This is a genomic window from Streptomyces cellostaticus, assembly GCF_023630175.1.
Taxonomy (GTDB): Bacteria; Actinomycetota; Actinomycetes; order Streptomycetales; family Streptomycetaceae; genus Streptomyces; species Streptomyces cellostaticus_A.
Map to the genome: position 1 here is coordinate 17,802 of NZ_JALLIN010000012.1, position 13,212 is coordinate 31,013.

At 75.1% G+C, this 13,212-nt stretch carries 12 protein-coding genes and 2 pseudogenes; 7 read left to right on the forward strand and 7 right to left on the reverse strand.

Features of this window, described 5'->3' with window-relative positions:
* Positions 1–65 precede the first annotated feature (65 nt).
* A complete protein-coding gene (locus tag MXD57_RS09990) occupies positions 66–650 on the forward strand; it encodes a TetR/AcrR family transcriptional regulator (protein ID WP_250400981.1) in 585 nt (194 codons plus the stop codon).
* A 33-nt stretch (positions 651–683) separates the two neighbouring features.
* Here MXD57_RS09990 and MXD57_RS09995 read toward each other — a convergent pair whose 3' ends face one another.
* Positions 684–1,142, reverse strand: coding sequence for a hypothetical protein (locus MXD57_RS09995; protein WP_250400982.1), 459 nt, complete (start codon positions 1,140–1,142; stop codon positions 684–686).
* A 54-nt stretch (positions 1,143–1,196) separates the two neighbouring features.
* The gene (locus MXD57_RS10000) at positions 1,197–1,565 is read right to left on the reverse strand and encodes a VOC family protein (RefSeq protein ID WP_250400983.1); all 369 of its coding nucleotides are present in this window, start codon (positions 1,563–1,565) and stop codon (positions 1,197–1,199) included.
* 394 nt (positions 1,566–1,959) lie between these two features.
* On the opposite strand from MXD57_RS10000, the gene mmuM reads away from it, so the two are divergent.
* Positions 1,960–2,892 (forward strand): homocysteine S-methyltransferase, encoded by a 933-nt coding sequence (gene mmuM / locus MXD57_RS10005; protein ID WP_250400984.1) that lies wholly within the window; start codon positions 1,960–1,962, stop codon positions 2,890–2,892.
* Positions 2,893–2,932: 40 nt separating this feature from the next.
* On the opposite strand, the gene MXD57_RS10010 is transcribed toward mmuM, so the two are convergent.
* The 3 genes and pseudogenes from MXD57_RS10010 to MXD57_RS10020 all read right to left on the reverse strand — a co-directional run.
* Complete coding sequence (locus tag MXD57_RS10010) at positions 2,933–4,504, reverse strand: carboxylesterase/lipase family protein (RefSeq protein WP_250400985.1); 1,572 nt, start codon at positions 4,502–4,504, stop codon at positions 2,933–2,935.
* 243 nt (positions 4,505–4,747) lie between these two features.
* Positions 4,748–4,942 carry a hypothetical protein gene (locus MXD57_RS10015; protein WP_250401087.1) on the reverse strand — a complete coding sequence of 65 codons (195 nt, stop codon included), beginning with the start codon at positions 4,940–4,942 and terminating at the stop codon, positions 4,748–4,750.
* 16 nt (positions 4,943–4,958) lie between these two features.
* Positions 4,959–5,144 (reverse strand): annotated as a pseudogene (locus tag MXD57_RS10020) (isocitrate lyase/PEP mutase family protein); the annotation flags it as partial.
* 523 nt (positions 5,145–5,667) lie between these two features.
* On the opposite strand from MXD57_RS10020, the pseudogene MXD57_RS10025 reads away from it, so the two are divergent.
* A pseudogene (locus MXD57_RS10025) lies at positions 5,668–5,805 on the forward strand (DUF397 domain-containing protein); the annotation flags it as partial.
* Between the two features lie 64 nt (positions 5,806–5,869).
* On the forward strand, positions 5,870–6,268 hold the full coding sequence (locus MXD57_RS10030; RefSeq protein WP_250400986.1) for a VOC family protein: 399 nt from the start codon (positions 5,870–5,872) through the stop codon (positions 6,266–6,268).
* A 4-nt stretch (positions 6,269–6,272) separates the two neighbouring features.
* On the opposite strand, the gene MXD57_RS10035 is transcribed toward MXD57_RS10030, so the two are convergent.
* Positions 6,273–6,998: a helix-turn-helix domain-containing protein gene (locus MXD57_RS10035; RefSeq protein WP_250400987.1), complete on the reverse strand. Its 726-nt coding sequence runs from the start codon at positions 6,996–6,998 to the stop codon at positions 6,273–6,275.
* A gap of 49 nt (positions 6,999–7,047) precedes the next feature.
* Positions 7,048–8,277 (reverse strand): YihY/virulence factor BrkB family protein, encoded by a 1,230-nt coding sequence (locus tag MXD57_RS10040; protein ID WP_250400988.1) that lies wholly within the window; start codon positions 8,275–8,277, stop codon positions 7,048–7,050.
* 129 nt (positions 8,278–8,406) lie between these two features.
* On the opposite strand from MXD57_RS10040, the gene MXD57_RS10045 reads away from it, so the two are divergent.
* From MXD57_RS10045 to MXD57_RS10055, 3 genes are all read left to right on the forward strand, one after another.
* Complete coding sequence (locus tag MXD57_RS10045; protein WP_250400989.1) at positions 8,407–10,044, forward strand: acyl-CoA dehydrogenase family protein; 1,638 nt, start codon at positions 8,407–8,409, stop codon at positions 10,042–10,044.
* A gap of 322 nt (positions 10,045–10,366) precedes the next feature.
* Entirely contained in the window at positions 10,367–11,635 is a 1,269-nt protein-coding gene (locus MXD57_RS10050) for a GAF domain-containing protein (RefSeq protein ID WP_284505346.1), read from the forward strand.
* A 192-nt stretch (positions 11,636–11,827) separates the two neighbouring features.
* Positions 11,828–13,162 carry a hypothetical protein gene (locus tag MXD57_RS10055; protein WP_250400991.1) on the forward strand — a complete coding sequence of 445 codons (1,335 nt, stop codon included), beginning with the start codon at positions 11,828–11,830 and terminating at the stop codon, positions 13,160–13,162.
* Positions 13,163–13,212 lie beyond the last annotated feature (50 nt).

Sequence of the window (13,212 nt, forward strand, 5' to 3'; positions counted from 1 at the left end):
GCGCGGGCCGCAGGCCACGGCCCGGATACCCTGGGACGTCGGCCCGGCAGCGAGGGAGGTGGCCCATGGCCCGTGCGGGACTCACCGTCGACCGGATCGTCGTGGCCGCCGCCGAACTCGCCGACGAGGCGGGCTTCGCGAACGTCTCCCTCTCCGCGCTGGCCCGGCGCTTCGGCGTGAAGGACGCGAGCCTGTACTCGCACGTCCGCAACCTGAACGACCTGCGCACCCGGCTGGCGCTGCACGCGGGCGGCGAACTGATCGACCGGATCGCGGCGGCCGTGGCCGGCCGGGCGGGCAGGGACGCGCTGACCGCCTTCGCGGGCGCCTACCGGTCGTACGCCCTGGAGCACCCGGGCCGGTACGCGGCCACGCAGATCCGCGTCGACCAGAGCCTGGTCGCCGACTCCCCCGCCCTGCGCCGCACCGCCGAGATCACCTACGGCATGCTGCGCGCCTACGGGCTGGCCGAGCCCGACCTCACCGACGCCGTACGCCTGTTGCGGAGCACCTTCCACGGCTACTGCGCCCTGGAGTCCACCGGCGGCTTCGGCGCCCCCCGCGACGCGCGGGCCTCCTGGGACAAGGCGGTGGAGGCCCTGCACATCGCCCTCACCCACTGGCCCCGCGAGCGGCGAGCCGGCGGCTGAGCGGGACTGCCGCGGCCTCATGGGTGCGGCCCGTCACGAGAGGTCCCCCACCGCGTCCGCGTAGTAGGTGGACTCCGCCACGTGGTGCGCCAGTTCACGGAAGGTCCAGCCTTCACCGGGCGAGGCGTCGAGTTGTTCGGCGGTCAGCGCGTCCAGGCGTACGGCCCAGATGCGGGCGAGCCGGGTGAGGCGGCTGCGAGCCTCGTCGAGGTCGTCGGCGGTGAAGGGGGCCAGGTCCGCGGCCGTGGTGATCGCGGAGGCGTGCCAGCGGTCCGGCCGGGGGGCCTCACCCGCCAACCTGGCCTCCAGTTCGGCCAGATGGTCGATGAGGTGGTCGGTGACCCTGCGGATCGCCTTGTGCGGGGTGTGGACGCGGTCGTCGGCGTGGACCGGGGTGCCGTCCCAGGCGGTCCAGCCGGCGGCCAGCGCCAGCACGTGTCCGACCATGGCGGTGACGGCCCCTGCGGGCGTTCGCTGTGCGGTGTCGCTCATGCGGAGCACGCTAGGTCCGGGTCCGTTCGGCGGCGGCCGAAACGTCCGCGCCCCCTACTCCGCGCGCTCGGCCGCGCTGCGCTCCACGCAGAACTCGTTGCCCTCGGGGTCGGTGAGGACCGTCCAGCCGGTGCCGTCGGGCCTGCGCCGGTCGTCCACCAGGGTGGCGCCGAGGGCGATCACCCGTTCGACCTCCTCGTCCCGGGTGCGGTCCTGCGGCTGCAGGTCGAGATGCAGCCGGTTCCGGACGGTCTTGCCCTCCGGCACGGTGACGAACAGCAGTCCCGCGCCCTCGATCAGCGCCTCCGGGTCGCCGGGGTGGTCGTCCTCGTGCAGCGGCCGGCCCAGCACCTTCGACCAGAAGTCGCCGAGGGCGTAGGCGTCGGCGCAGGCGATCGTCACGTGCCGGATCCGGGAAGTCATGCGGTGGAGTCTTCTGCACCCTGCTCCGGCGTGGCAACCGGGTTGTCCCGGGCCACGAACCGGAACCGCCCGGTCCGTCCCGTGGCCCGGCGGACGGCCGGTTCGCACTCGTCCGTGGAGCACCCGGACCGCGTGCCGTACGGGGCGCGGCGGACGTCGCCGCCGCCGTGGTCGTGCGGGCGTCCGTGTGCGCGAGGTGGGCGCGAGCCGGGTGGTCCAGTGCTGTGACCGGAAGGGTTTGCCGGAAGGCTCGCGGCGTCCGGTGCGGTGCAGCGCAAGGCGGAGCGTCGTCCGCGTACCGGACGTACCCGGGTGATGCGACGACGCGGCGAGGTGCCGTGCCGGGCGCCGCGAGCCGGTGAACCTTTCCGGTCGCAGCACTAACGTGCGTGGCATGACCAGCAGCACGACCGGCGGCGGCACGCGCCCCCGCCTCGCCGAAGCCCTCACCGCCGGAGCGGTCGTGCTCGACGGCGGGATGTCCAACCAGCTCGAGTCGGCCGGGTACGACCTGGCGGACGACCTGTGGTCGGCGCGGCTGCTCGCCGAGCGGCCCGAGGCGATCACCGAGGCGCACCTCGCCTACTTCGACGCCGGTGCGAGCGTGGCGACCACCGCCGGCTACCAGGCCAGCTTCGAGGGCTTCTGCAGGCGCGGGATCGGCCGGGCGAGCGCGGCGCGGCTGATGGCGCTCAGCGTGGAACTGGCCCGGGAGGCGGCCCGGCGGGCACGGGCCGGCGGGGCCGACCGGCCGTTGTGGGTGGCGGCCTCGGCCGGCCCGTACGGGGCGATGCTCGCCGACGGCTCCGAGTACCGGGGACGGTACGGGCTGAGCGTCGGGGAGCTGGAACGGTTCCACCGGCCGCGCCTCGAGGTCCTGGCGGCGGCCGCGCCGGACGCGCTGGCGCTGGAGACCGTCCCCGACGCCGAGGAGGGGGCGGCGCTGGTGCGCGCGGTGCGGGGGCTGGGGGTGCCCGCATGGCTCTCGTACACCGTCGAGGGCCGGCGTACGCGTGCCGGGCAGACGCTGGAGGAGGCGTTCGCGCCGGCCGCCGGGACCGACGAGATCATCGCGGTCGGCGTGAACTGCTGCGCGCCGAAGGACGTGGCGTACGCGGTCGGGGTCGCCGCCCGGGTCACCGGGAAACCGGTCGTGGTCTACCCCAACAGCGGGGAGGCCTGGGACCCGCGGGCACGCGCCTGGACCGGCCGGTCCCGGTTCGCCGCCGGGCGGGCCGAGGAGTGGCGGGACGCCGGGGCGCGGCTGATCGGCGGCTGCTGCCGGGTGGGACCGGAGGGTATCGCCGCGCTCGCGCGGGCGATGTGAGCCGGCCGCGTCCGCGCGGGCCCCGGCACCGCGCGCGGTGTCACCGGCGCCGGACGGCGACCGAGCGGCGCAGGCGCCGGACCGCGGAGGCCCGTGCGGCTCCGGGTGCCCTGACGCCGGGGGCGGACGCAGGCTCCGGGATGGTGGTGGCGGTCGGCCACAGCGCGAGTTCGGCGTCGCGCGGACCGTACGCGACCCGCGGCTCGCCGCCGTCGAAGATCCGCACCGGATGCGAGGCGTCCCAGGGCCGCCAGCCGGGGTCACCGGTCGCGGCGAACCGCACCCAGGCCGCGTGCATCGCGTCGCACAGCTCCTGCGGCGCGCCCGGCCCGGCCAGCTTGGCCGACTCCCGCACCTCCCCGGTGTCGAAGACGAACCCGAGTTCGAGCGCGTGGCAGGCGCCGAGTCCGGGGACCAGGGACGGCCAGGCGAACTCGTACAGGTACGAGCTGCCCGGGCGGGCGTCGGCGAGCCGGTGCATGGGCAGCCGCAAAAGGTGGTCGGTGACCATCTGGCCCACGATCTCGGCGGTGCCGGCGCCGGGGCGCGCGGCCCGGTAGCCGCGGGGCACGTCGTGGCCGGCGTGGCAGCGGGCCATGGCCCCGGCCAGGGCGACCGTGCCGAGCCGGTCGACGCGCTCGACCAGCCCGCCGGGCACCAGCCACAGCCGGTACTCGTCCCGGGTCCAGCCCATGAGCAGGTCGGCGCCCCGGGCCGCCTCACCGTCGATCAGGGCCTTGAGCGGGTCCCGGGGGACGAGGTCCCCGTCCACCACGATGCCGAAGGCGGGGCCGCCCAGCACGGGGCTGCTCAGCCGCCCCACCTCGGCCTGGGTGCGCAGCAGCAGTGCGCGGTCGACCGCCGCGAAGGCCTCGGCGGTGGCCGGGACCTTCAGCCGGCCTGCCATGCGGCGCACCATCCGCCGCACCCGGTCGCGCTCCGAGAACTCCGGCGCGCCGCTCTGCAGCACCGCCCGCCGGAACAGGCCCTGGGCCTGGGGCGCGGCGATCAGGGCGCCCACGCTGATCGCGCCGGCCGACTGTCCGCACAGGGTGACGTTGTCCGGGTCCCCTCCGAAGGCGGCGACGCCGTCGCGCACCCAGCGCAGAGCGGCGAGCTGGTCGCGCAGTCCCGGGTTGGGCGGCGCGTCCGGGAACAGTCCGTAGCCTTCCACCCCGAGCCGGTAGTTGACCGAGACGAGCACCACCCCGTCCCGTGCGAACGCGTGCCCGCCGTAGACGGGTACCGCGGACGACCCCCTGGTCAGGGCGCCGCCGTGCAGCCACAGCAGTACCGGGAGGCGGGCGCCGGGGCCCGGCTCGGGGGTCCACACGTTGAGGTTGAGGCAGTCGTCACCGGCGACGACCGGGTCGGAGAGGTACCGGGCGAAGGCCTCGGAGTACGGCGGTTTCGGCGCCGTCGGTCCGAAGGCACCGGCGTCCCGTACGCCGTCCCACGGCTCGGGCGGCTCGGGCGGCCGGAACCTCCGGGGCCCGAAGGGCGGAGCGGCGTACGGAATCCCCCGGAACACCGCGACACCCCGCTCGTACCGGCCGCGTACGGCCCCGTGGGGTGTCACGACCACGGGGCCCGTCGGCTGCTCTGCCGTCATCACCCACCAGCCCTTCACCACACCCGGCCCCCGCCGCGGCGCGGCCACCCGGGTACCGATCAAGCACCGCTCACTTCAGAGCACCACATCCCGCGGATGTATTCCGGCGCACAGAGTCCGCGTTGCGCCGTAAGGGTGATCAGCCTTCCGGACGCGGACGCCGAAGCGACCGCGGGCACGGCGCCGGCCCCGAGCACCGCCGCCGTGAGCCCGCGGCCGCCCGTCAGCCGGGCACCGCACCCGTCACACGCCCACGTCCTCGGGCCGCGGCCGCTCGCGGACGATGTCGCGCCCCAGCGGAAGGGGCGACGCCCTGACGCCGACCCCGCCCGACGGATCCACCCGCGGCAACCGGCCGTCGGCCGCCCTGAGTTCGGTCGGCGCGCAGTCCGTGGCCCGGTGCGCGGCGAACGGGCGGGGCGTGCTGTGCACGGCCACGTCGACACCGAGGTCGGTCCGGCCACGCGGTGAAGCCGATGTCCGGCAGGCCGTAGCAGGAGGCCGCGAAGCCGAAGCCCGACACGAACAGCCCGTCGTAGTGCCTGGCCGCGATCGGGGCCGAGCACATGTCGTGCACGCCGATCAGCGGTGTGGTCCCGGGCCCGGCGATCCGCTCGCGCGGTTGCTTCCCGTAGGTCAAGGTCCGGCTCCTTCTGCGGGTGGGTGACGCGGACCTGTGGGAGGTCTCCGCGCCTCGACGCCCTTTGCCGATCCCAAAGATTCCCTATACGAATGGCTGACCATTGCCATACACGGGCTTTACTCACTCCGATGGCGCAACGGATTCACCGCAGAAACGTCACTCGGTGACCCGTCCCGCCCAGTACGGGCACGGACCTGGAGCCGCGCGGCCCCGGCGGCGGCCGCCACCCGGGCGCGTACAGCTCGTTTGGACGGGTGCGGGATGGCGAACACGGGCACAGGTGTGGGGAGTTCGACCGCATGGGTACGAGCCGACGGGTGCGCCGGAACGCCTCGGCGATGCGGATGGTGGGTGCGCTGATCGCCCTCCACCGCGAGGCCGCCGATCCAGACGAGGTGGCCATCCTCACGCAAAGGTGTGCGACGCTGCGGTCACGGGCACTCACCCCGAGGACACGCGGGAACTGCTGGACCGTCTCCCGGGAGAGCAATGAGCACCGTACTTCAGCTGCAGCGGTAGCGACGGCGGCAACTGCCTCGAGGCCGCCCTCCGTCCCACCGCCGTCCACGTCCGCGACTCCAGAACCCCGGCCGCTCCCCACCTCACCGTCGCCCCGGCCGCCTGGGCCGCGTTCCTGAGGCTGACCGGGGACGCCTGACGGGGCGCGGCCGCTGTCCGTTTCCTTCAAGACCGGCGGCCCGGTAGCTGCCTACCGTGGGTCCATGACTCCACGATTCGCCGTGATCGGCGTGGTGGCCTCCGATCCGGCCGCCTCGCTCGCCTTCTACCGCCGCCTCGGGCTGGTCTTCCCCGAGGATGCCGAGTCCCAGCCGCACGTCGAGGCCGAGCTGCCCGGCGGGCTGGTGCTCGCGCTGGACACCGAGGAGACCGTGCGGTCCTTCCACCCGGCGTGGCGGCCGCCCGCCGCCGGTGGACGGGTCGCGCTCGCCTTCCGCTGCGGCTCGCCGGACGAGGTCGACGCCGTGTACGAGGATCTGGTCGGCGCCGGATATCACGGCGAGCTGAAGCCCTGGGACGCGTTCTGGGGCCAGCGGTACGCCACCGTGCACGACCCCGACGGCAACGGCGTCGATCTGTTCGCCCCGCTGGGCTCTGCCTGAGGGTTCACGTCCGCTGCCCGAGGGGCGGCCCGTCGCCGGACGGGCCCTGGCCGCCGAGCAGCTCGCCCAGCGTCCGGCCCGCCAGTTGCCGGACGTCGCGGGCGAGGTGCGGCTGGTCCGCGTAGCCGGTGCGGGCCGCCGTCTCGGCGTAGGGCACCCCGGAGCGGGCCAGGGCCAGGGCGCGCTGGAGGCGCAGGATGCGGGCCAGGGTCTTGGGGCCGTAGCCGAACGCGGTCAGGCAGCGCCGGTGCAGCGCGCGTTCGCCGAGGCCGAGGCCGGCGGCCGTGGCCGCCACCGGGTGGCCGGCGTCCAGGCACCGCACCAGCCGGCGCAGCAGCGGGTCGGGGTCCCCGGACCCCGCGGCCAGGTGCAGGGCGGCCTCCTCCAGGGCCGTCGCCGGCTCCGGTGCGGCCGCGACGCGGTCACGCAGCCGCCGGGCCCGGGCGGCGGGCCACAGGTCGGTCAGTTCGACCCGGGCGTCGCGCAGTTCCCCGGCCGGTACGCCGAGCAGCGCGGGCGCGGTGCCGGGGAAGAAACGCAGGCCCGCCCAGGCGCGGGGTGGGCCCTCGGGGACGTGGGCGCGGGTGTCGGGTCCGGCGACCAGCAGCCGGCCCTCGCTGAACAGCAGGTCCATGCAGCCGTCGGGCAGTACCGGCCGGGCGGCGGGGTCCTCGGGGGTGCGGCGCCACACCACGGCGCCGGTGAGCCTGGACGGCCGTTCCTCGTACACGAGCGCCAGGCTACGCCGCCGACGACGCGACGGGCGGCCGGGACGGCGGTCACCTCCCGTGCGGAGGCGGTTCGCCGTTCCTGCCGTCGACGCCGTGCGGTCCGGTCGCGCCGTGCGGACCGGGCGGGGTCGTCCCGCCGACCGCCCCGTCCTCCTTGCGCGGGTGGTGGTGCGGGTTCCTGGCGTGGGTGCGCAGGCGGGCGGTCACGTCCTCCGGGGGCAGGAAGCGGGACCAGCGCTCGGGGAACTCGGAGGGCATGTCCGGGTCGTCCGGGTCGCTCTCGCGGGCCGCGGCGGCCCAGGCCACGTACTCGGCGACCTGCGCCTCGCGCACCCGATCGTTCGCCTCGCGGGCGGCGGCCGTGGCGGCGGCGGGCCAGACGCGGTCGATGGCGGCGTTCACCGCCGCGCCGACGAGCACGGCGAAGGCCGACACACCGATCCACAGCAGGACGGCGACGGCGGCGGCCAGGGAGCCGTAGATCGTGGCGCCCTCGATGGTGTGGGTGAGGTAGATGCGCAGCAGCAGGCTGCCCAGGACCCACATGGCGAGGGCGACCAGGGCACCGGGCACGTCCTCGATCCACGGCGAGCGCACGGGCACGGAGACGTGGTAGAGGGTCGTCAGGAAGACGACCGACAGGACGAGCACGACCGGCCAGTAAAGGATCTGCACCAGCGTCTCGGACCAGGGCACGATCCGCACGACCGCGTCCGGTCCGGCCACCATCAGCGGCAGTGCCACCGAGCCGATCAGCAGGGCCACGACGAACAGCAGGAACGCCATGATCCGGGTCTTGACGATGCCGCGCACGCCGTCGAGGCCGTACATCACGGTGATGGTGTCGATGAAGACGTTCACCGCGCGGGAGCCGGACCACAGGGCGAACAGGAAGCCGATGGAGATGACGTCGGGCCGGCCACCCGCCATCACGTCGTGCAGGATCGGCTCCGCGATCTCCTTGACACCCTTGTCGGACAGGACGGTGCGCGAGGCCTCCAGGATGTTGTTCTCCAGGCCCTGGATGGTGTCGGCGCCGGTCCAGGCGTCGACGTAGCCGAGGAGGCCGATGAGGCTCAGCAGCAGCGGCGGCACCGACAGCAGTGTGAAGAACGCCGCCTCGGCCGCCAGACCCAGGATGCGGTACTCCATGCACGAGTTGACGGTGTCCTTGAGAAGCAGCCAGGCCGTCCTGCGCTTGGATACGTTCCGGTAGAGGGCTCTGGCCCGGTGGAGGCGGCCGGCGGGCCGCTCGGGGGTTTCACTTCCTGGCTGCACGACCTAACGGTATCCGCCGCACCGGACCGCCCTCACCCTCCGGGGTGGGGGACCGGGGCCGGCGCGCTCCCGAACGGCGCCGGGGCGCCGCGGGGGCGGCATCGGCGCGATCGCGGGTAGGTTCGCAGCATGGCAGGCAACCCCACGCACACCGTGACGAACCAGCCGCCCGCGCTGGTGGGCTACGACGTCTTCGGCGCCGACCGGGCCCTCGTGGAGGCCGTCGAGCGGCACACCGCCGCCGAGGTGCTGGACGAGGTGCGCGCGGAACTGTCCGGGCTGGGCCGGGCCGCCGGGTCGCCACAGGTGCAGGAGTGGGGGACGCAGGCGAACGAGTCCCCGCCGCGGCTGCGCACGCACGACCGCTACGGCCACCGGATCGACGAGGTGGACTTCCACCCGGCCTGGCACCGCCTGCTCGGCAAGGGCGTCTCGGCGGGCCTGACCGCCGCCTGGAACCGGCCGGCGGGGCATGTGCGCCGGGCGGCCGGGTTCCTGGTGTGGACCCAGGTCGAGGCGGGCAACTGCTGCCCGCTGTCGATGACGCACGCGGCTGTGCCCGCCCTGCGGACCGATCCGGCGCTGGCCGCCGAGTGGGAGCCGCGGCTGACGTCCACCGTCTACGACCGCGGGCTCCGGCCCGCCGCCGGGAAGGCCGGCGCCCTGTTCGGCATGGGCATGACCGAGAAGCAGGGCGGCAGCGACGTACGGGCCAACACCACGCGGGCCCGGCCGCTCGCCGAGGCCGGGACGTACGCGCTGACCGGGCACAAGTGGTTCTGCTCGGCACCCATGTCCGACGGCTTCCTCGTGCTCGCGCAGGCTCCCGGAGGACTCACCTGCTTCCTGGTGCCGCGGGTCCTCGCCGACGGCGGCCGGAACGTGTTCCTGATCCAGCGGCTGAAGGACAAGCTGGGCAACCGCTCCAACGCCTCCGCCGAGGTCGAGTTCGACGGCACCTGGGCGCGTGTGGTCGGGGAGGAGGGACGAGGGGTCCGTACGATCATCGACATGGTCGCCGCGACCCGGCTGGACTGCGCGACCGGCTCGGCCGGGCTGATGCGGCAGGCGGTGGCGCAGGCGGTGCACCACTGCGAGCACCGGGAGGCCTTCGGCGGCAGGCTCGTCGACAAGCCGCTGATGCGCAACGTGCTGGCCGACCTCGCGCTGGAGTCCGAGGCCGCGACCACGCTGGCGCTCCGGCTCGCCGCCGCCCAGGACGACGGGAGCGAGCAGGAGCGCGCCTTCCTGCGGCTCGCGGTGCCGGCCGCCAAGTACTGGATCACCAAGCGCTGCGCCCCGGTGGCGGTGGAGGCCGCCGAGTGCCTGGGCGGCAACGGGTACGTCGAGGAGTCGGGCCTGCCCCGGCTGGTACGGGAGTCGCCGCTGAACTCCGTGTGGGAGGGCGCGGGGAACGTGCAGGCGCTGGACGTGCTGCGGGCACTGCGGCGGGAGCCGGGCGCGCTGGACGCCTGCCTCACCGAGATGGGGCGGGCGCACGGCGCCGACCACCGGCTGGACCGGGCGGTCAAGGACCTGTTCACCGAACTGGCCGACCTGGACGGCATCGAGGGCCGGGCCCGGCGGCTGGTGGAGCGGCTCGCGCTGGTGCTCCAGGGCTCGCTCCTGGTGCGGTTCGCGCCGCCGGAGGTGGCCGACGCGTTCTGCGCCTCCCGGCTCGGCGGCGACCGGGGCGCCTCGTTCGGCACGCTGCCGGCGGGCCTGGACCTGGCCCCGTTGGTGGAGCGGGCACGACCGGTGTCCTGAACCGGACTGCCCTGCCCCGTCCCGGGCACACGTCACGGGGGTGGTGCTGCGCCGACACGGCACCACCCCCGCTGAATGGGCCTGTTGACAGGCCGGAGCGCCGCCTCCGGGCGACGCCGTGGACAAGTCTCGGCCGTCCGCGTGCGGTTCACCAGGGTTGCAGGGGGTTGCAACTTATCGGTGACTGTGCGCGGAGTCTGTGCCGCCGGCACACGCCCGGCGGCAGTATGTGCACTGAAGCCGACCGGAAACCGCCGCTCGGTCTGGCTTGACAAGTGTGTTCGAGGCCTTTCCGGGAGGACCACCAGTGGTGAACCCGCCGATGAACCTGGCGCGGCTGGCCGCCGTGGACCCGGCGCGGGCGGCGCGGTTGCTGAGCGAGGTACGGGACGCGACACTCTCCGGGAAGCGCGCGCGGATCGCGCCCCGGCCGGTGATCGAGCAGTCCTGGGGACGGATGCTGCGCAGCGGGGTCGACCCCGACCACGACTGCCGATCCGGCCTGCTGTCCGCCGACGAGGTGCGGCGCAGACGCGAGGAGTCGGCGCTGCGGCATGTGCTGCCGGTGCTGCGCGCGGGACTGCTTTCGGTCGCCGACGTCGCCCAGCACATCATGGTCGTCGCCGACGCCGACGGACGCGTGCTGTGGCGGGAGGGGTCGCCGCAGGTGCTGCGCAAGGCGGACGGGGTCGGCCTCGAACTCGGCGCGGACTGGCGGGAGGACGTCGTCGGCACCAACGGCGTGGGCACCCCGGCGGTGGTGCGGCGGCCGGTGCAGGTCTTCGCCGCCGAGCACTTCGTCCGCTCGCACGCCTCCTGGACCTGCACGGGCGCCCCGATCACCGATCCCCGGGACGGCCGGCTCATCGGGGTGGTGGACGTCAGCGGCCCGCTGCGCACCATGCACCCGGCGACGCTCTCCTGGGTGGACTCCGTCGCCAAGCTCGCCGAGGCCCGGCTCCGGGAACTGCACCTGGACTCGCTGGAGCGGCTGCGCGCGGTGGGCGCCCCGGTGCTGGCCGGGCTGGGCTGCCGGGCCCTGGTGGTGGACCGGCACGGCTGGGCGGCGGCCGTGACCGGGATGCCGTACCTGCGGCGGCTCGCCCTGCCCAAGTCGCTTTCCCCGGGGCGCCGGTGGCTGCCGCCGCTGGGCCACTGCTCGGTGGAACCGCTCGCCGGGGGGTGGCTGCTGCGGGTGGCGGAGGAAACGCCGCCGGGCACGGCGAGCCGGATCCGGCTGGACCTGGGCCGGCCGGCCCGCGCCTCGGTGACCGTGTGCGGGGCGGCCGGCCCCTGGTCCCGGGAACTCAGCCCCCGGCACGCCGAGTTGCTGTACCTGCTCGCCGAACACCGGGACGGGCGGGGGGCGGCGGCACTGGCGGAGGACCTGTTCGGCGATCCGTCGCGCACGGTCACGGTACGGGCGGAGATGTCCCGGGTCCGGCGCTACCTGGGGGACCTGCTGCAGCACCGGCCGTACCGCTTCCGCGAGGACGTGGAGGTGGACGTACTGCTGCCGGGCGACCTCCGTGACCTGCTGCCCCGGTCGGTGGCGCCGGCCGTGACCGCACGCCGGCGGACGGCGGGCTGACGGGCGGCGGGCGGGCGGTGCCCGGCAACCGGCGGGGCGGGCGGACCGCCGGTACGCGCGGGTGTCTTTCGCGTATTTGGGGGTCTTGCCCCTGCACCGCCCCTTACTGCCGTAGCATCCCTGTGGGCCTCCCCACCTGCTCCTCGGTCAACGTACGGACCACCTGGCGCAGTTGGCCCATCGGGAGGAGATATGAAGCATCGCGGCAGACATCGCCGGCGCAGACGGGGTGCCGCCCTGCGCGCGGTCCTCACCGGGACCGCGCTGGCGCTCACCGCGGCCGCCACGCTGATCAGCACCTCGCAGGCCGAGGTCGCCGAGAACCCCGGCGCGCTCGAGCCGCTGACCTCCACCTCGGACACCGCCCGGTTCAGGCTCCAGGAGCACCTGGTACCCGACCGCGACCTGAAGCGGCTCGCGGCGTCCATGGGCCGCCCGGTCGGGGTGAGCGCCGTCCTGGGCAGCGCCGACCGCACCCTGCGCGAGGGCGCCGACTGCTCGACGGACGACCGGGCCACCCTGCCCGTGACCCCGTCCGTCGGCCGCGCCTACTGCTGGGACCCGGCCGACGCCGCCGACACCACCTGGCGGCCGCACTCCGTCACCACCTCCGCGGACGCCGACGACGACGGCGTCTGGGGCACCCACCGGGTGATCCTCACCGGCTGGACCCGCACCGCCGCCGGCGGCCCCGCGGCCGACCGGGGCCTGGCCCGGGTCGCCTTCGTCGACGCCGACGACCCCGCCCGGCCCGTGTACCGCTGGGTGCTGCTGGTGGTGCCCGTCGACGGCGGCCGGGACTACCGGGGCCTGTCCTCCACCCTGTCCGGCATGGTCTGGTACCAGGACAAACTGCTGGTCACCACCCGGAACGGCAACTCCGACGCGCTCTACGTCTACGACCTCGACCGGATCCAGCGCACCACGGCGGACACCCCCGCGATCGGCCGGGTGCCCGGCGGCTGGTCCGCCAGGGGCTACCGGTACGTCATGCCCGCCGTCGGCTCCTACCGCTTCGCCGCCGGCCGCTGCACCGCCACCGGGCCGCCCTGCCCGGCCACCCTCTCGCTGGACCGCGGCACCGCGCCCGACAGCCTCGTCGCCGCCGAACGGACCGCGCCCGGCGGCGAACGGCACGCCCGGTTGTGGCGGTACGCGTTCGACAGCGCCTCCGCGCGCGGGGGACTGCTCGCCACCGACGGCACCGGCCGGGCGGACGCGATCGAGGCGTACCGCACCCGGGTGACCGGCATCCGGGGCGCGCTGTCCCTCCGGCGGCCCGGGACGGGCTTCCCGTCCTGGTACGTGGGACGCGCGTCCACCAAGGGAGACGGTCACGGCGGCCTGTGGCGCCAGGACAGCCAAGACGCCGAGGCGGCACGCTGCGGCTTCGACTCCTCCCACCACTGCTGGGCCGAGTCGGTGGGCTCCCTGTCGTACGCGGAGGCGACGGATGAGGTGTGGTCCCTCTCCGACCGCATGCTGTTCTCGGTGCCGCTGCCGGCGCTCGACCGCTCACTGGGGTGACCGCCCGCCGGGACAGGGGGCCGGCCTGCGGCCCGGAGCCCGGAGGGGGT

Bases quoted from the DNA above. Each gene is read 5' to 3' on its own strand.
- mmuM (WP_250400984.1), top strand. From the start codon at position 1,960: ATGACCAGCAGCACGACCGGCGGCGGCACGCGCCCCCGCCTCGCCGAA.
- MXD57_RS10045 (WP_250400989.1), top strand. From the start codon at position 8,407: ATGGCAGGCAACCCCACGCACACCGTGACGAACCAGCCGCCCGCGCTG.
- MXD57_RS09995 (WP_250400982.1), bottom strand. From the start codon at position 1,142: ATGAGCGACACCGCACAGCGAACGCCCGCAGGGGCCGTCACCGCCATG.
- MXD57_RS09990 (WP_250400981.1), top strand. From the start codon at position 66: ATGGCCCGTGCGGGACTCACCGTCGACCGGATCGTCGTGGCCGCCGCC.
- MXD57_RS10000 (WP_250400983.1), bottom strand. From the start codon at position 1,565: ATGACTTCCCGGATCCGGCACGTGACGATCGCCTGCGCCGACGCCTAC.
- MXD57_RS10010 (WP_250400985.1), bottom strand. From the start codon at position 4,504: ATGACGGCAGAGCAGCCGACGGGCCCCGTGGTCGTGACACCCCACGGG.
- MXD57_RS10030 (WP_250400986.1), top strand. From the start codon at position 5,870: ATGACTCCACGATTCGCCGTGATCGGCGTGGTGGCCTCCGATCCGGCC.
- MXD57_RS10050 (WP_284505346.1), top strand. From the start codon at position 10,367: ATGAACCTGGCGCGGCTGGCCGCCGTGGACCCGGCGCGGGCGGCGCGG.
- MXD57_RS10055 (WP_250400991.1), top strand. From the start codon at position 11,828: ATGAAGCATCGCGGCAGACATCGCCGGCGCAGACGGGGTGCCGCCCTG.